At 73.7% G+C, this 16,395-nt stretch carries 18 protein-coding genes and 1 tRNA gene; 9 read left to right on the top strand and 10 right to left on the bottom strand.

The window, feature by feature from the left end; translation table 11 throughout:
• Positions 1-83: 83 nt before the first annotated feature.
• The 5 genes from KME80_RS46445 to KME80_RS46425 are packed head-to-tail and all read right to left on the bottom strand — an operon-like array spanning position 84 to position 6,330.
• Positions 84-788, bottom strand: a complete 705-nt coding sequence (locus KME80_RS46445) for an FHA domain-containing protein (protein ID WP_219518304.1) — start codon at positions 786-788, stop codon at positions 84-86.
• Positions 788-2,077 carry a vWA domain-containing protein gene (locus tag KME80_RS46440; protein WP_219518303.1) on the bottom strand — a complete coding sequence of 430 codons (1,290 nt, stop codon included), beginning with the start codon at positions 2,075-2,077 and terminating at the stop codon, positions 788-790. Before KME80_RS46440 ends, KME80_RS46445 begins: the two co-directional genes overlap by 1 nt.
• The gene (locus tag KME80_RS46435) at positions 2,070-2,957 is read right to left on the bottom strand and encodes a PP2C family protein-serine/threonine phosphatase (protein ID WP_219518302.1); all 888 of its coding nucleotides are present in this window, start codon (positions 2,955-2,957) and stop codon (positions 2,070-2,072) included. Before KME80_RS46435 ends, KME80_RS46440 begins: the two co-directional genes overlap by 8 nt.
• Positions 2,954-5,164: a serine/threonine-protein kinase gene (locus tag KME80_RS46430; RefSeq protein ID WP_219518301.1), complete on the bottom strand. Its 2,211-nt coding sequence runs from the start codon at positions 5,162-5,164 to the stop codon at positions 2,954-2,956. Before KME80_RS46430 ends, KME80_RS46435 begins: the two co-directional genes overlap by 4 nt.
• Positions 5,161-6,330, bottom strand: a complete 1,170-nt coding sequence (locus KME80_RS46425) for an FUSC family protein (RefSeq protein WP_219518300.1) — start codon at positions 6,328-6,330, stop codon at positions 5,161-5,163. The genes KME80_RS46430 and KME80_RS46425 overlap by 4 nt, the downstream gene beginning before the upstream one ends.
• Positions 6,331-6,514: 184 nt before the next feature.
• On the opposite strand from KME80_RS46425, the gene KME80_RS46420 reads away from it, so the two are divergent.
• Genes KME80_RS46420 through KME80_RS46410 form a run of 3 tightly spaced genes read left to right on the top strand, consistent with a single transcriptional unit; the run spans position 6,515 to position 8,462 of the window.
• Positions 6,515-6,673, top strand: a complete 159-nt coding sequence (locus tag KME80_RS46420; RefSeq protein ID WP_219518299.1) for a hypothetical protein — start codon at positions 6,515-6,517, stop codon at positions 6,671-6,673.
• Between the two features lie 32 nt (positions 6,674-6,705).
• On the top strand, positions 6,706-7,992 hold the full coding sequence (locus KME80_RS46415; protein ID WP_219518297.1) for an amylo-alpha-1,6-glucosidase: 1,287 nt from the start codon (positions 6,706-6,708) through the stop codon (positions 7,990-7,992).
• Positions 7,989-8,462 (top strand): hypothetical protein, encoded by a 474-nt coding sequence (locus tag KME80_RS46410; protein ID WP_219518295.1) that lies wholly within the window; start codon positions 7,989-7,991, stop codon positions 8,460-8,462. The genes KME80_RS46415 and KME80_RS46410 overlap by 4 nt, the downstream gene beginning before the upstream one ends.
• A 37-nt stretch (positions 8,463-8,499) precedes the next feature.
• Here KME80_RS46410 and KME80_RS46405 read toward each other — a convergent pair whose 3' ends face one another.
• The gene (locus tag KME80_RS46405; RefSeq protein WP_219518294.1) at positions 8,500-8,814 is read right to left on the bottom strand and encodes a YtxH domain-containing protein; all 315 of its coding nucleotides are present in this window, start codon (positions 8,812-8,814) and stop codon (positions 8,500-8,502) included.
• Between the two features lie 124 nt (positions 8,815-8,938).
• Here KME80_RS46405 and KME80_RS46400 point away from each other — a divergent pair.
• The 3 genes from KME80_RS46400 to KME80_RS46390 all read left to right on the top strand — a co-directional run bounded on the left by KME80_RS46400 (position 8,939) and on the right by KME80_RS46390 (position 11,221).
• Positions 8,939-9,010, top strand: a tRNA-Asn gene (locus KME80_RS46400).
• A 286-nt stretch (positions 9,011-9,296) separates the two neighbouring features.
• Positions 9,297-10,406: a nitric oxide synthase oxygenase gene (locus KME80_RS46395; protein ID WP_308126222.1), complete on the top strand. Its 1,110-nt coding sequence runs from the start codon at positions 9,297-9,299 to the stop codon at positions 10,404-10,406.
• Between the two features lie 41 nt (positions 10,407-10,447).
• Positions 10,448-11,221 (top strand): enoyl-CoA hydratase-related protein, encoded by a 774-nt coding sequence (locus KME80_RS46390; RefSeq protein WP_219518292.1) that lies wholly within the window; start codon positions 10,448-10,450, stop codon positions 11,219-11,221.
• 17 nt (positions 11,222-11,238) lie between these two features.
• On the opposite strand, the gene galK is transcribed toward KME80_RS46390, so the two are convergent.
• Positions 11,239-12,354: a galactokinase gene (galK, locus tag KME80_RS46385; protein WP_219518291.1), complete on the bottom strand. Its 1,116-nt coding sequence runs from the start codon at positions 12,352-12,354 to the stop codon at positions 11,239-11,241.
• Positions 12,355-12,424: 70 nt separating this feature from the next.
• Here galK and KME80_RS46380 point away from each other — a divergent pair, with 70 nt between their 5' ends.
• Positions 12,425-13,279 (top strand): 1-aminocyclopropane-1-carboxylate deaminase/D-cysteine desulfhydrase, encoded by an 855-nt coding sequence (locus tag KME80_RS46380; protein ID WP_219518289.1) that lies wholly within the window; start codon positions 12,425-12,427, stop codon positions 13,277-13,279.
• On the opposite strand, the gene KME80_RS46375 is transcribed toward KME80_RS46380, so the two are convergent.
• Positions 13,204-13,875, bottom strand: a complete 672-nt coding sequence (locus KME80_RS46375) for a DUF6766 family protein (protein ID WP_219518287.1) — start codon at positions 13,873-13,875, stop codon at positions 13,204-13,206. The two genes, KME80_RS46380 and KME80_RS46375, sit on opposite strands and share 76 nt — an antisense overlap.
• A gap of 79 nt (positions 13,876-13,954) precedes the next feature.
• Positions 13,955-14,332 (bottom strand): hypothetical protein, encoded by a 378-nt coding sequence (locus KME80_RS46370; protein ID WP_219518285.1) that lies wholly within the window; start codon positions 14,330-14,332, stop codon positions 13,955-13,957.
• A gap of 41 nt (positions 14,333-14,373) precedes the next feature.
• Here KME80_RS46370 and KME80_RS46365 point away from each other — a divergent pair, with 41 nt between their 5' ends.
• Positions 14,374-14,877: a DinB family protein gene (locus KME80_RS46365; RefSeq protein WP_219518283.1), complete on the top strand. Its 504-nt coding sequence runs from the start codon at positions 14,374-14,376 to the stop codon at positions 14,875-14,877.
• Positions 14,878-14,887: 10 nt separating this feature from the next.
• On the opposite strand, the gene KME80_RS46360 is transcribed toward KME80_RS46365, so the two are convergent.
• Positions 14,888-15,778 (bottom strand): LysR family transcriptional regulator, encoded by an 891-nt coding sequence (locus tag KME80_RS46360; protein WP_219518281.1) that lies wholly within the window; start codon positions 15,776-15,778, stop codon positions 14,888-14,890.
• Positions 15,779-15,869: 91 nt separating this feature from the next.
• Between KME80_RS46360 and KME80_RS46355 the strand changes: the two genes are divergently transcribed.
• Positions 15,870-16,358, top strand: coding sequence for a cupin domain-containing protein (locus tag KME80_RS46355; protein ID WP_219518279.1), 489 nt, complete (start codon positions 15,870-15,872; stop codon positions 16,356-16,358).
• Positions 16,359-16,395: the final 37 nt, after the last annotated feature.

Genomic DNA, 16,395 nt, shown 5'->3' with positions numbered 1-16,395 from the left:
CGCGGGCGCGGCCTGCCGGGCGGGCGCGGCGGGCGCGACCGGCGGCGGCGCGGGCGGGGCGGGGGGCGCGGTGGGCGTCATCGTCAAGGCGTGCCCTCCCTGATCGTGATGACCGTCCACGCGCCGAGGTGGATGCGGTCGCCCAGGCCCACGGGTACGGGCACGTTCACGGTGACGGGCTTGCCGTTGACGTAGGTGCCGTTGGCGGAGCCGGGATCGACGAGCGTCCAGGAGCCGTCCGGCTGGGCGAGCAGCACCGCGTGCAGGTGCGACACGCCCGGGTCGGACGGCGGGCCGGTCAGGTCGATCTCCGGCCGGATGCCGCGGGCCTTGCTCTCGCGGCCGATGCGCACCTGCTCGCCGGCCATCCGGAAGGACCGTTCCGGGCAGTACGGCGGGAACGCGATGGAGCCGGCGTCCGGGCCGCCCTGGGCGATCACCTGCTCGTAGTAGGCCCGGTCGGCCGCCGTGACGGCCTCCCAGCGGGTCCCGCCGCCGGTCACCGGCCCGCGCGCGGGCGCGGCGCCGCCGGCGAAGGAGTGGCCGCACAGCTCGCAGAACTGCCCGGCGCGCGGCGTCTGGCAGACCGGGCAGGGCTCGGCGGGCACGGCCCCGCCGGCGGCACCGGAAGAAGCGGCCGGAGAAGCGGACGGGGGAGCGGACGGGGAGGCAGGCTCGGACGGGCGCCGGCCGGCGGCGGGGGTGGTGCCCGCGGCCTGGATCTGCAGGCCGCAGGTGTCGCAGTAGTCGTCGCTGTCCGACTGGTGGCCCTGCGGGCAGGTCACCATCAGCTGCCCTCCTCGCTCTTGCGCAGCCTGCTGGTGCGGACCGACACGGTGTCGAGCTCGATCTCGTCCGCCTTGTCCACGTTCCGGCGCAGCCTGGCCGTACCGCTGCCGGGGTCGACCTCGACCAGCCTGTTGAGCAGGCGGGCGGTGTCCTCGCGGCCGGACTCGGTGGCGAGCTTCATCGCCCGGCCCAGCCGGGCCGTGGCCCCGTCGACGTCGCCCGCGGCGCGGGCGCTGAGCCCGTCCTGGATGAGGTCGTTGAGCTCCGCCTGGCCGGTGTAGTGGGCGACCCGGTTGTTGATCCGCGTCGACAGCGCCAGGTCGTCGGTCCACTGGGCGAGCACGTTGCCCCGGGCGTACTCCTCCTGGGTGTCGGGGCGCACCAGCTTCACCCAACCGGCCCGGATCTCCTGGCCCGGCTGTCCCGGCGGCACCTCGATGCAGACGTGGTACTCGCGCTCCTCGGCGCCCCACGCCCCGATCGGGTAGTCGCCGGTCAGCGGGTTGACCTCGACCCGCTTGGCCGTCAGGTCGAACAGCTCGGGGACGACCTGCTTGACGAAGACGAGCCGCGCCCCCTGCGGCGCCCACAGGCGCAACGCCAGGTCGGGCACCGTCTTGCTCATCGAGGTCTGGATGATGCGGCGGAAGAAGTCCTCCAGCTCGTGCTGGTTCCTGACGAACTCCACGGTGCCGAGCAGCGCCTCGGCGACCTTGCGCAGCTCGCCGGTCTTCCAGTCGGTGCCGATGCCCAGGCAGTCGCAGGTGAACCTGCCGCTCCACGCCTGCAGCACCGACTCGAACACCGAGTCGCGCTCGTTGTTCTGGCCGTCGGTCATCAGGATGGCGTGCCGCACCGCGTTCGGGTGGGCCGACAGCAGGTTCCCGGCCAGCTTGAGCCATTCGCCGATCGCGGTGCCGCCGCTGGCGCTCAGCTTGCCGATCGCCCGGATCGCCTCCGCCCGGGTGGCCTGATTGGCCTGGACGAGCCGGCCGCCGCCCGGGTACACGACCTTGGCGGTGCCGGTGCCCGAGATCACCGCGAAGTACGCGCCCTCGCGCAACGTCTCCACGGCGGTGGCGGCGGCCTGCCTGGCGTCACGGATCTTGCTGCCGCTCATCGAGCCCGACGTGTCCACGATGATCACTTCGGCGGCCTCGGTGGCCGACACGTCCGCCGGGGCGCCGCCCGACGACGTCACGGTGAGCACCGCGTGCACCTCGCGGCCGTCGGTCGGCAGGTACTTGTTCTGGTCGACATGGAGCGTGAAAGTGGGCTGGTCACCCATGCGAGCCTCCTAGGGGGATCAGGCAGATGGTCACGTTGTCCTGGCCGCCGGAGTCGAGCGCGTGGCGCAGCATCCGGCGGGCCCTGGCCAGCGGGGTCCCGGCGGCGGGGAAGTCGTAGCCGTTCAGGTAGCGCCACAGGCCGTCGCTGCACACGAGCAGCAGGCCGGGGCCGGGCGGGGTGAAGACGCGGGTCCTGGGCGTCACGTCGGGGTAGTCGGCGCCGAGCCAGGCGGTGATCTCGCCGCCGCGGGCGACGTCGTCCTCGGTCAGCATGACGCCGTCGGGCAGCCAGTAGGCGCGCGAGTCGCCCGCCCAGCAGATGCTCACCCGGTCGGGCCTGGCGACCGCCGCCACGTACGTGCAGGCGGGGGCGTCGTCGGGGGAGGTGGCGAGCTTGCCGACCGCCCGGCCGGCCAGCGCGAACGCCTCCTCGTGGGTCAGCCCCCTGGTCAGGGCGTCGGCGGCGGCCTCGCAGGCGGCGGCCGACGCCTCGTCGGCCCGCGGCGAGCTGCCGACGCCGTCGCAGACGACCGCGACCACCGCGGGAGGGCCGCCGTCGTGCGGCTCCGCCGGCACCGGGACGGTCCGCGCCGAGTCCGGTACGGGGACCGGCCCGCTCATGACGGCCAGGGCGAAGGCGTCCTCGTTGCGGGAGCGGCGCAGGCCGCGGTCGGTGATCCCGGCGGCGCCGCCGGGCAGTTCGAGCTCGGCGTGGTCGCGCCCGCTGGGCTGGCGCAGGCCGCAGCGCTCGCAGTAGCCCTCGGCGTCCACGGCCGCCGCGCCGCAGGACGTACAGGCGGGGGAGGTCAGCGGGTGGCCGCAGGTCTCGCAGAACGCGTCGCCGGCGACCACGGGCGCCTCGCAGAGCGGGCAGCTCATACCCACGTCCGGGGGCGCACGGCGTTGGCCAGGTCCACGAGGGCGTGCCGCTCCTGGCGGGAGGCGGCCCCGCCGGCCAGGCCGCGGTAGATCGCCTCCAGCCGCCGCCGGACGTCCCGTTCGGTGAGGGGCGCGCCCGCCAGCCGCAGGGCGGGGTCGGGCGTGCCGGTGCCCAGCCACGTCAGGGCGGCGCGCAGCACCTCGGCCGCCAAGAGGTCGCGGCGGCGTGGATCCAGGCCGGGCAGCCGGTCCAGGCGGGCGGCGGCGCCGGCCAGGGCACGCGCCTCGTCCGGGCCGGACGAGGCGGTCCTGGCGGCGGCGGCGACCAGCGCGAGCTGGGCCGGCACGTGGTGGCTGGAAGTGGCGGGCACCTCGTCGAGCACGTCCACCCGCGCCGTCCTGGCCAGCCCGAACGCGGCGCCGACATAGGAGTGGTCGGTCCGCCACACGCTCTCGTACCAGCGGGTCGCCTCCGGGCGGCCGGACAGCTCCAGCGCGTAGGCCAGCCCCAGCCGGGGCGCGATCTCGCCGGGCATCAGCGACACGCACGCGTCGAACATCGCCACCGCCCTCGGCAGGTCGCCGGTGCTGAGCCCCGCCACCGCCCGGTACCAGGTGACGCGCCAGTCGCCGGGCAGGTCGCCGGCCAGCTCGTCCAGCACGGCGAACGCCTGCGGCGAGCCGCTCTCGGCGTGCAGCCTGGCAAGCGTGAGCCGCGTCTCGGGCGTCGGCGCCATCGCCGACACCTGGGCCAGCAGCTCGTCCGGCAGCCGCCCGGCCAGGCCCGCGAGCGCGCCCGCCGCCGGGTCGGCCGGGTCCAGCAGCGGCACCGGCAGCGCCGCCGCGACCTCCTCCGGGTCCAGCGGGTCGAACACCTGCCGGCCGGACTCCGCCGGGCCCGCCCCCACCGCCTGCCGTTCCGGCCCGAACAGCGTGGACGAAGCCGGGTACGGCACGCCCTCCTCGGCGGCGCTGATCTCCCGCAGCACGCCGACGAGCTGCTCCTCCATCTCCTCGGCGCTCTGGAACCGGTCCGCCGGGTCCGGCGCCGTGGCCCGGCGCAGCAGCCTGGTGAACGACTCGTGCCCGCAGTCGTCGGGCAGCGGCATCGCCACGCCGTTCTTGGCCGGGCTGAACCCGGGCACGGCCAGCACCGCCAGCGTCCGGGCCACCGTGTAGAGGTCGGAGGAGACCGACGACGGCTGCGTCCCCAGCTCGGGCGCGTGGTAGCCGACCGTCACCCACGAGGTGCCCGCCGGCGACCCCAGCCGCTGTACGGCGCCGAGGTCGATGAGCTTGAGCCGCTTGCCGACCCGGATCACGTTGGCCGGCTTGAGGTCGCAGTAGACCAGGCCCTGCTCGTGCAGGTAGGCGAACGCGCGCAGGATCTCCCGGCCGTAGATCAGCGTCTCGCGCAGCGGCAGCGGCCCCTGCCGGCGCAGGTCCAGCAGGGACTGGCCGCCGACGTACTCCATGATGATGTAGCCGAGGCCGCCGGAGCGCTGGAAGTTGAAGACGTTGACGATGTTCGGGTGGTCGACCATCGTGAGGAACTTCTTCTCGGCCTCGGCCGACTCCAGCGCCTCGGCGTCGGCGGTGTTGAGCAGGCCCTTGAGCACCACCCACAGGCCGTCCAGGTTCTCGTCGGCGGCCAGGTAGATCCAGCCGAGCCCGCCGTGCGCCAGGCAGCCCAGCACCCGGTACTGCCCCGCCACCAGGTCGCCCTTGGCCAGCTTGGGGGTGAAGGAGAACCGGGTGCCGCAGTTGGGGCAGAAGCCGTCGGCCACGCCCGGCCTGCCGTCGCGCGAGCGGCCGACGGGCTGGCCGCAGTCGGGGTTGGCGCAGAAGCGGTTCTTCTCGGGCACCATCGGGTCGGCCATGACGGCGCTGGCCGGGTCACGGTAGGGCGCCGAGGGCAGGTCGGCGATCCCGGCCACCACGCCCGCCCGCGACCTTCCGCTGCTCGCCGGAGAGGTCACGGCGCCGCTCATCGGGCCGCTCACCGGCCCGCTCATGGGGCTGCTGACGGCTCCCGGCGGGCCGGTCAGGGGCTGGGACAGGGCGGCCGGCGCGGCGGAGCCCGTGGCGGGCGACGCCGGGAACACGACAGGCCCCGCCGCCGTGGCGACCGCCGCCGGGTGACCGCACAGGTCGCAGTACCCGTCGTCGATCGTGCCCGTGCACCCGGGCTGAGCGCAGGACGTCATCGGCCACCTCCGTGGATCGCACGCTTGTACAGCTCGACGGCCTGGGCCGCCTCGGTCAGGTCACAGGGCGCCGTCCACAGCAGCAGCCGCGCCCGTTCGTACAGCCGCAGGGCCTCGGGGTCCTCCACCGTGCCCTGGCGCGCCGCCTTCGCCTGGCTGGCGCCGAGCAGCCCGCGCAGCTCGTCCCGCCGGCCGATCAGCCCGGCCAGCGCCGCCGCCGTGGCCCTGGCCTGCGCGGCGGCCTGCCGGACGCGCTCCTCCAGCCCGGTCAGCCGCTCGGCCCGCTCCACCCAGGCGCCCGCCGCCACGTCCAGCGCGTCCAGCTCGGCCACCAGCTCCGGCACCCGGGTGCGCGGCTGCGCCTGCGGGGGCAGCGCGATCTTCACCACCACCCGGCCGTGCGCCAGCCGGGCCTCGCTCTCGGCGGCGCGTACGTCGTCCAGGGCGGCCACGAGGTTCTCCCGGCGCGTCGCGTACTCGTCCTTGACGGCCACCGCCCGCTCCAGGCCGGCGCGGGTCTCGGCCAGGCGGCGGAGGAGGGGGTCCAGCTCCCGCTTGACCGGCCCGGCGTCCAGCGGGTCCGCCAGCACGGCGGCGCGCAGCCGGGCCAGGCCGGACTCGGCGGAGGTCAGGTCGGCGGGTTCGCCCAGGCGGCCGTGCAGCTCGCGCACGTCGCGCAGCGTGCGGTCGGCCTCGTCCAGGCGGGGCAGCAGCGCGGTCCACGCCGCGTCGATCTCGGTCAGCGCGTCCGTGGCGGTCCGGAAGGCGGCGTCCATCCGCAGCACGGTCTCGTCCAGCGTCAGCCGCTCGTCCGCCTGGGGTAACAGCGAGCGCTGCTCGACGGGCCTGGCCGGAGCCTTCAGCACCACCGACGGCCCCGACAGCAGCTCCGTCAGCCGTTCGAGCTGGTCGCCGCCCAGCCGGGAGCGCTCGCCCCGGACCTGCTCGGCGGTCCGCAGCACGGCCCGGTAGGCGTCGTTCAGCGACCACAGCGTGCCCAGCGCGTCCAGCGCCGCCGACCAGCGCGCCTGCGTGGCGCCGCGTAAGGAGGCTCCCTTGAGGAGCTGGTAGGTGGTGTGCGACTCCAGGTCGAGCAGGTCACCCGAGATGCGGTCGCGTTCGGCGGCCCGGGTTCGCAGCGCGTGCTCGGCGCCTTCCCTGCTCATCGGTGGTCCCAGGCTCATCACGCTCCCGTGGCAGCAGGTCCCCGCCGTCTACCGGCACAACGGGGGGTCTGACCGGTTGGTTCCAGAAGTATTGGTTCCAGAAGTAAGGGTGGTCCCTGACTTGTCCCTGATTGAACCCCCTGACGCCTGCAATTCGCTTAAATGATCTCGTACCGTCATGGACATGGGACGAATTCTTCTGGTCATTCTGGCGGTCATCGCCGCACTCTTCCTCGTCGGCCCCCTGCTCGGCTTCGCGTTCGGGGTGCTCAAGTGGGTTCTCATCATCGGCGGTGTGGCCGTTGCCGTGATGCTCGCCTCGAAGTGGTTCAGCCGGGCGTAGCTTCGGCGGGCCTTCCGGCGCATAGTGGGTTGATGGAGGCGCGGCCGGCGGTCGACGACGCCGCCCTCGGGCGCGAGGCACTGTCCGTGCTCGAGGCGAACTGGACGGGCAGCGCCACCGTGCCCGCGCCCGGCCTCTACCCGCACCAATGGAGCTGGGACTCCGCGTTCGTGGTGATCGGCCTGGCCCGCCACCACCCCGGACGGGCCCGCGCCGAGCTCCTCAGCCTGTTACAGGGCCAGTGGTCGACGGGCATGCTGCCGCACATCGTCTTCCACACGCCCGAGGCGTACTTCCCCGGCCCGGCGGTGTGGCGCTCCCACGACCACGAGGCCGCGCCCCGCGTGCTCACCTCCGGGCTCACCGCGCCGCCGCTGCACGGGCTCGCCCTGCAGTGGCTCTACCGGCACACCGGCGACGCCGCGCTCGTCCGGCTGGCCTTCCCGGCGCTCGCCGCCCAGCACGCCTACCTCGCCGAGGCGCGCGACCTGGGCGGCGCCGGCCTGGCCGCGATCGTCCACCCGTGGGAGTCGGGCATGGACGACAGCCCGGCCTGGGACGAGCCGCTGGCCGCGCTCCCCGAGATCCGCTACGGCTACCGCAACCTCGACCTGGACGAGCGGCACCCCGACAGCGACCACGACCGCTACGTGTGGCTGGCGCTGCGCTACCGCGACAGCGGCTACCGGCCCGAATACCTGCGCGACGAGCACCCGTTCGCCATCGAGGACCCGATGTTCAACGGCATCTGGCTCGCCTCCTGCCACGCCATGACCGAGCTCGCGCGGGTGGCCGGCGCCGACCCCGCCCCGCACGCCGAACGCGCCGACCGCATCAGGCACGCGCTCCTCGACCGCCTGTGGGACGGCTGCTTCTACGCCCGCGACCTGCGGGCCGACAGGCTGATCCGGGTCTGCACCGTCGGCGCGTTCGGGCCGCTGCTCGACCCCGGCCTGCCCGGCGAACAGCTCCGCACCTGCGTCGAGATCCTCGAATCGGTCCGCTTCATGGGCGCCACCGGCTACCCGGTGCCGAGCTGCGAGATCCGCGCCGCCCAGTTCGACCGCACCCGCTACTGGCGGGGGCCGTCCTGGGTGAACACCAACTGGCTGCTGCGCCACGCCGCCGGCGTGCACGCGCTCGACGCGCTCGGCCGCCAGCTCACCAACGGCACCCTGCGCCTGGTCCGCCAGGCGGGCTTCCGTGAGTGCTTCGACCCGTTCGACGGCAGCGGGCGCGGCTGCCGCGACTTCTCCTGGAGCGCGGCGCTCACCCTCGACCTGCTGGCCGACGCCCTGGCCGATACCTTGGAAGGATGAAAGTCTTCCGCCGCCTGCCCGCCGACGCCCGCCGGTCCCTGGAGACCGAGCCGGGGGAGCGGGTGCTCACGTTCGCGCCGTCCGGCGACGGCTACCTGGTGGCCACCACGCTGGCGCTCCACCTGCCCGGCGGGGGACGGATCCCGTACGAGGACGTCGACCGGGCCTCATGGGACGAGAACGGCCTCAACCTGATCACCACCGGCGGCGAGCGCCACCGGGTGAGCACCACCGAGCCCGGGCTGCTGCCCGAGACCGTGCGCGAGCGCGTCAACGCCACCATCGTGGTCAACAAGCACGTCGACCTGCCCGGCCGCGGCGGCGTCCGGCTGGTGGCCAGACGCAGGCCGGGCGGGGAGGTGACGGGCTGGACGCTCGTGTTCGACGACGGCCTGGACCCCGACGACCCCGGGCTGCGCGCCCAGGCGGAGCAGGCCCTCGAAGGACTGCGGCGCAGCATGGGCGTGTGACCCCGGACGATCCGGCCGCCACACGCCCACGCGGCGGCTAGTAGGGCATGCCGGTCTGTCCGGCTCCGGTCTTCGTCTGGTCGACCGTCTCGTCCGGCCAGCCGGTGCCCCGATCGCCGTCATGGTCATGCTTGTGCATGAACGGCATCTGGCGGTTGCTGATCTTCTCCTTGGCCATCCCGCCGACCTTCGACATCTGCGCGTTGAACACCCCCGCGGCCTCCTGCACCCGGGGGCTGTCGGCCACACGCTGGGCCGTGCGCTTGATCTGCTCGTAACGCTCGCGCCCCGCCCGGCTGCCCAGCACGTAGCCCAGCGCCAGACCGGCGACGAATGACATTCGATATCGCATGTTTCGCACCTCCGCTCCCACCGCCCTACCCCGATGACGATGCGACACGCACTCCCGGAGTGCGCTAATCTATTCCTGCGCACGACGGAGGGGCCAAGCCCCACCGGCAGGCGCACAAGCGCGATCCCGCGTAGCTCAACGGCAGAGCAGCCGGCTGTTAACCGGCAGGTTATAGGTTCGAGTCCTATCGCGGGAGCTTGCCCACCTCAGGCCCCCTTCCGACACCGGAAGGGGGCCTGAGTCGTTCCCGGACGTTGAGGCACAGGTTGCCCGGTGTAGTCGGCAGGTTACGCGGTTTCGTGTTTTGCCGGACACGGGAGGGATCGGCGGGTAAGGATGGGACCGTCGCGCCGGGGTCCGCCTCGGGGCGGCTGCCGCGGACAAGCCCGGGACGGTGGCGTGGAGAGGACGCCGCCGGCAGGAGACGCCGCCGACCCGGAATCGGCGGGGCGCTCCGTGAACGGAAATGTGCTGGTTACTGCGTGCGTACCTGGATCAAGTCCCTGCGCCCCACAGAGCCCCGTACCGACGCCCGGGAAGCCGAGCGGTTCATCAGGCTCTTCCATGCCGAGAACCCGGGCGGCGGCCTGAACGCCCGGTTACGTGACGTCGCCCGGGAGATCGCCCGCCGGGGCACCTACACCCACACCGGTGAGGAGCTGCGGTTCGGCGCCCGGGTGGCCTGGCGCAACAGCAATCGTTGCATCGGCCGCCTCTACTGGAAGTCGCTGAGGGTGCGTGACCGGCGGCACGTCACCGGGGCCGAGGGGGTGGCCGTGGAGTGCGTGGCGCACCTGCGCGAGGCCACCGGCGACGGCCGGATCAGGCCGACGATCACGGTGTTCCCGCCCGACGCGCCCGGCCGTCCCGCGCCGAGGGTGCTGAACGAGCAGCTTGTCCGCTACGCGGGATACCGGCGGCCGGACGGCTCGGTCGCCGGGGATCCGCGCTACGTGGCGTTCACGGCGCTGGCCCGTGAGCTGGGGTGGCGGGGCGGCGGCGGAGGCAGGTTCGACGTGCTGCCGCTGGTCGTCGACCCCGGCACAGGCGGCAGGCCGCTGCTGGCGAACCTGCCGGGGGACGCGGTGCTGGAGGTGCCGATCACGCATCCGGAGTTCGCCTGGTTCGCCGAGCTGGGGCTGCGCTGGCACGCGGTCCCGGCGATCTCCAATCTGTGCCTGGAGATCGGCGGCGTCTGCTACCCGTGCGCGCCGTTCAACGGCTGGTACATGGGCGCGGAGATCGGGGCGCGCAACCTGGCCGACGCCGACCGCTACGACCAGCTCCCGGCGGTCGCCGCCCGGCTCGGCCTGGACACCTCCACCGAGCGCTCGCTCTGGCGCGACCACGCGCTGGTGGAGCTGAACGTGGCGGTGCTGCACTCGTTCGCGGCGGCGGGGGTGACGATGACCGACCACCACACGGAGTCGAGCCGCTTCCTGACCCACCTGGCGCGCGAGGAGAAGGCCGGGCGCACCTGCCCCGCCGACTGGTCGTGGATCGTGCCGCCCATCTCCGGCGGCGTCACCCCGGTCTTCCACCGCTACTACGACAACCCGACGCTCACGCCGAACTTCGTGCCCCGGCACTGAGCCGCCTTGCACCCCCGGCCTAGAACATGCTTCTGTTAAGCATGGCCGAACTCGTGCTCTCCGCCCTCGACCGGGGCGTGCTCACCCTCACCTTCAACCGTCCCGACCGGCTCAACGCCTGGACCGGCGACCTGGGCCGCCGCTACTTCGACCTGCTGGAGCAGGCGGAGAAGGACCCGGACGTGCGGGCGATCGTGGTGACCGGGGCGGGCCGGGGGTTCTGCTCGGGCGCCGACTTCCAGACGCTGGCGTCCATCCAGACCGGCAGCTACGACGAGGAGCCCGACCCCCGGCCCGTCACCTTCCCCACGACCGTCGCCAAGCCGGTCGTCGCGGCCGTCAACGGCGCCTGCGCCGGGCTCGGCATGGTGCACGCCCTGGTCTGCGACCTGGTCTTCACCGCCGAGGACGCCAAGTGGACCACCGCCTTCTCGCGGCGCGGCCTCATCGCCGAGTACGGGCTGTCGTGGGTGCTGCCCCGCGTCATGGGCCAGCAGCGGGCGATGGACGTGCTCCTGTCCGGCCGCACCTTCACCGGGCGGGAGGCGTACGAGCTGGGCCTGGCCAACCGCGCGCTGCCGGGCGGCGAGCTGCTGGAGCACGCCCAGCGGTACGCGGCCGACCTGGCCGCGAACGTGTCGCCCGCCTCGATGGCGGTGATCAAGCGGCAGGTGTGGGGCGACTGGACGGCGTCGCTGGAGGAGGCGGCGCGGGCGGCCGCCCGGGAGATGGCCGCCTCGTTCGGGCGGCCCGACTTCGCCGAGGGCGTGGCGAGCTTCCTGGAGCGCCGCCCGCCGAACTTCCCCCCGCTGTGAGCCAGGGGGCCGCTCGGTCAGGAGACGCGGTGGGCGCCCCGGGCCGGGGTGGCCGGCAGGAAGCGGGGCGCGGCCCAGGAGCGCTCAGCGTAGGCGGCCGAGACCGACGCCTTGACGCTGTCGAGGCGGTCCTCGGCGACCAGCGCGATCGCCGAGCCGCCGAAGCCGCCGCCGGTCATGCGGGCGCCCCGGGCGCCGCCCCGGATCGCGGCCTCCACGGCCACGTCCAGCTCCGGCGAGGACACCTCGTACTGGTCGCGCAGCGACAGGTGTGAGGCGTTGAGCAGCGCGCCGATCTCGGCGGGCTTGCCCGCGCGCAGCATCCCGACCAGCGCCTCCACCCGGTGGTTCTCGGTCACCACGTGCATGACGCGCTTGCGCTCGTCGCCCTGCAGCAGCTCCAGCGCCCCGGCCAGGTCGTCCACGTCGCGCAGCGCCTCGACGCCCAGCTTGCGGGCCGCCGACTCGCACTCGGCGCGCCGCTTGGCGTACTCGCCGCCCGCGTGCTCGTGGTGCACGCCGGTGTCGATGATCAGCGTGCTCAGCCCCTCGGCCGCCAGGTCGAGCGGGATGCCCCGGGAGCCGAGCGAGCGGCAGTCGAGGAACAGCGCCTGGCCCTCCTTGCACAGCGCGGAGGCGGCCTGGTCCATGATGCCGCAGGGCATGCCGACGAAGTCGTTCTCGGCGCGCTGGGAGAGCAGCGCGATCTCCATGGGAGTCAGGCCGAGGCCGTGCAGGTCGTCGAGCGCGGAGGCGACCGACACCTCCAGGGCGGCGCTGGAGCTCAGCCCGGCGCCCTGCGGCACGTCGCCGTCGACCGCGATGTCGGCGCCGGGCACCCGGTCGCCCAGCATGGCCAGGACGCCGACGACGTAGCGGGTCCAGCCGCGCGACTCCTCATGGGCGGCGATCGTGACGGGCTCGGGGGAGCCGGACTGCAGCGAGAGCAGGCGGATCGTGCGGTCCGCGCGCGGCGTGACGGCTGCGGTGACGCCCCACGGCACCGCGAACGGCAGCACGAAGCCGTCGTTGTAGTCGGTGTGCTCGCCGATCAGGTTGACGCGGCCGGGCGCGTGCCAGACCGTCTCGGGGTCCGAGCCGTACGCGGCACGGAAAGCTTCAACAACCCGCATAATCCAACACTCCTCAACATTGGCCCGACCGTAGACTAGCGCCACGGGCACCACGGGGCGAAGGAGAGGCATGCAGGAGCTTCCGGCACCCGGTCCCGTGCGCGTCTTCCTCAAGCGCGACGACAACAAGGCGCGCAAGCTCCGCCACAACCTCGGCCACGCCCGCGTGCTCACCTTCGGCGGCGCCTACTCCGGCCACATCCGGGCGGTCGCGGCGGCCGGGCGGCGCCACGGGTTCGAGACGATCGGCGTGATCCGCGGCGAGGAGCACCTGCCGCTCAACCCGTCGCTCGCCTACGCCGTCTCCTGCGGGATGCGGCTCGACTACCTCGACCGCGCCGCCTACCGGCGCAAGCACACGCCCGAGATCGAGGCGATGCTGCGGGAGCGGTGGGGCGAGGTGACGATCCTGCCCGAGGGAGGCAGCAACGCCGCCGCCGTCCGCGGCTGCGCCGAGCTCCCCGCGGAGATCACCGGCCCGTACGACGTGATCTGCTGCCCGGTGGGCACCGGCGGCACGCTGGCGGGCATCGCGGCCGGGCTGCCGGAGGGCCGCCGGGCGCTCGGGTTCGCGGTGCTCAAGGGGGCCGGGTTCCTGGCGGGCGAGGTGGCCAGGCTGCAACGCGAGGCGTACGGGCGCGTCCGGCCCAACTGGTCGGTCAACCTCGACTACCACTTCGGCGGCTACGCCCGCACCACCCCCGAGCTCGACCGGTTCGCCGCCGAGCACCGGGTCGAGAGCGTGTACGTCGCCAAGATGCTCTACGGCGTGCTCGACCTCGTACGGCGCGGCCACTTCCCGGCGGGCACCCGGATCGTCGCCGTCATCACCGGCGAGCCTTGGCCGCCTCAGCCCTCCACGCCCGTCGCCGTGTGCGCCGCGCCGACCGGCTTGGACTCGGGCGAGCCGCGCTGGCGCAGGTAGATGGAGAGCACCACCATCGACAGCACGGCCAGCAGCTCCGACTGCCAGTTCTGCAGGCTGCGGTCCCAGAAGTCGGGCGAGGTCACGTAGCCGCCCCAGGTGACGGGATCGCGCAGGGCGCTGAGCCGTTCGGCGTTGTACGAGGCCAGCCCCGCCACCGACTGGGCCAGCCACGACAGCACGAAGATCGTCCCCATCGTGAGCCCCAGCGAGTTGCTGAACAGCCACAGCCGCAACCCCCTGGCCCGCGCCCAGGCCGGCGAGTCGGGGTCCGCGTAGGGGCCGATCTGCTGCTCCTCGTCCGACTCGGCGCCCTCCTTGCCGGGCTCCTTCGACTCGGGCGATCCGCGCTGCACCATCCAGATGGTGAACAGGATGAACAGCAGGAACTGCAGATACTCCGACTGCCAGTTCTCCGCCACGTTGACCGCGAAGGCCGAGGACGTGACGTAGTCCAGGTAGCCCACCGGCTGGCCGCCCTCGACGAGCTGCTGCTCGTTGTGGCCGAGCATGCCCGCGAGCCCCTGCCCGGCCAGGCACAGCAGGAACAGCGTCATGAACGCGATCGACAGTGCGTTGTCCCTGATGCGTCTCATAGGTGCGAAAGCCCCATCCCGAAGAAGAAGATCAGCCCCGACACGATGATGATCAGGGTCAGCGTGAACATCACCCGCATCAGTTCTCCACCTCACAGTCGTAGGGGAGATCGGGCACCGGCTCGCAGCCGGCCGCCTTGACCCGCCACCCGTCGGTGTAGCGCTGGAGGAAGAGCGTGTCGCCCGCGAGCCTGACCAGCGCGGTGTCACCCCAGACGGTCACCTCGGTCACCCCGCCGGGATCGCCCAGGTTCAGCTCGCGCAGCGCCTCCGGGCAGCTCTGGCCGCGATCGGGCAGGTTCTCGGCCGTTTTCCTGGCCAGCATCGCGCAGGCCGCCTCCGCCTGCTGGGCGGCGAGCGCGGCGCGGAACCGCTCGGCCGCGCGGGCCGGCCCGGCGGTGTCGATGGCGCAGCCGGTGACCAGCGCCAGCGCCAGCACCCCGGGAACGATTCTCATGAGCCACTGCTACCCCGGCGATGATCGGGCATGCTTGGGCGATGCAGAGGACCGACACTCCCGCGACGTGGGACGAGCGAGCCACGCTGACCGCGTTTCACCGCTACGCGCGCGACACCGCCCGCCACAAGTGCGAAGGGCTCTCCGACGCCGACGCCAGGAAGGCGCCCCTGCCGGCCTCGCCTCTCATGACCGTCGCCGGCGTGGTCAACCACCTGCGCTGGAACGAGCACTGGTGGTTCGAGGTGATGTTCCTGGGCCGCGAGGACCGGGGCCCGTGGACCGAGGCGGACCCCGACGCCGAGTTCACCGCCGCGCTGGAGCTGCCGCTGGAGCGGGTGCTGGCCGAGTACGAGGCGCAGTGCGCGCTCGTCGACGAGCTCGTCGCGGACGTCGGCCTGGACGCCACGTCGGCGCGTACCGACAGCCGGGGCGACCACCTCACGCTGCGCTGGATCATCGGCCACATGACGGAGGAGACCGCCCGCCACAACGGCCACCTGGACATCCTGCGCGAGCTGATCGACGGCGCCAAGGGCGCCTGACCCGGGGCCGTCAGGTGACGGCGGCCAGCGCGTCCAGCAGGTGGCGGACGGCGGGGGCCGGCGGGCCGGGGGCGACGGCCAGCGAGGTGGTCAGCGTGAGCCCGGCGAGCGGGCGGATGACCACCCGGGGGATCTCCGGCAGGGTGGTGACCTCGTAGAAGACCGTCCACGACGGGGCGCCCGCGCCGATGCCGGCGAGCGTCTCCTGGAACGTCGTGAACGGCGGCCCGGGAGGCGGCGCGACCCCCGCCTCGCGGCAGGCGTCGGTGACCAGGTCGTGGAAGGGCGGGTTGTCCTCGCGGGGGGCGAGCCGGAGCGGGAGGTCCGCGAGGTCCTCCAGCCGGAGCTCCGCCGCGCCCGCCATCCGGTGCCCGGCGGGCAGCGCCACGTAGAGCGGGTCCGTCCAGATCGGGAGCAGCTCCAAGCCCGGCGCGTCGCCGAGCGCGCGGACCAGGGCCGCGTCGAGCTCGCCCGACCGCACGGCCGCCAGCCGGGCGGGCAGCGGCAGGCGGCGCGGGCGGACCTGGAGACGCGGCGCGCGGGCGGCCAGCTCGTTCAGCGTCCGGAAGATCCGGTCGCCGGGCCCCTGCACGATCCCCAGGCGCAGGACGCCGTCGGCGCCCGCGCGGATGTCGGCGGCCACCTGCCGGGTGCGGTCCGCGGCGGCCAGCACGGCCCGCGCCTCGGGCAGCAGCCGCTCGCCCGCGCCGGTCAGCCGCACGTGCCGGGTCGACCGGTCGAACAGCGGCACGCCCAGCTCGCGTTCGAGGCGGCGGATCTGCTGGCTCACCGCCGACTGCACGATGCTCAGCCGCTCGGCCGCGCGGCCGAACCCGCCCTCCTCGGCGACCGCTGCGAAGTACGCGAGCTGCCGCAGCTCCACCGGCGCCCCTCGATTCATCTCGATCGGTGATGACTGCAGGTCATAACCGCTTCTGGTTCACGGCTTGTTCCCGGGATCGAATGAACCCCGAACCTGAAGGGAAACGGATATGACCACATCGCAGGCTCATGTCGTGCACGCCGGGGCGGCGGAGGTCGTCGGCCTCCCCGGGGGCGGGGCGTTCACGTTGCTCACCGACGCGAGCGCCACCGGGGGCGCGCTCGGCGCCAACCGGCTCACGCTGGGGCCGGGCCGCGACGGCGCCAGGCCGCATCACCACGCGCTCTCCACCGAGTTGTTCTACGTCCTGGACGGGGCGCTGGAGTTCCTGCTCGGCGAGGAGGCGGTGACCGTCGCGGCAGGCGGGCTGGTCGTCGTGCCGCCGGGGCTGGTCCACGCGTTCGGCGCGGCCCCGGGGACGGGCGCCGAGCTGCTGTCCGTCCTGACGCCGGGCGTCGAGCGGTTCGGGTACTTCCGTCAGCTCGCCAGGATCCAGCACGGCTCGGCGTCCTTCGACACTCTGCTGCCGGAGCAGGAGCGCTACGACGTGCACTTCGCGGACGCCGCCGCCTGGACGTCGCCGCGGAGCTCCCGATGACCGCCGCGCCCGTCGCCGCGACCGGGGCGGCGGCCAT

Source organism: Nonomuraea ceibae (genome assembly GCF_019396325.1).
GTDB lineage: Bacteria > Actinomycetota > Actinomycetes > Streptosporangiales > Streptosporangiaceae > Nonomuraea > Nonomuraea ceibae.
The sequence above is the reverse complement of the archived record's forward strand: the minus strand, read 5'-3'. Positions and strand labels throughout refer to the sequence as shown.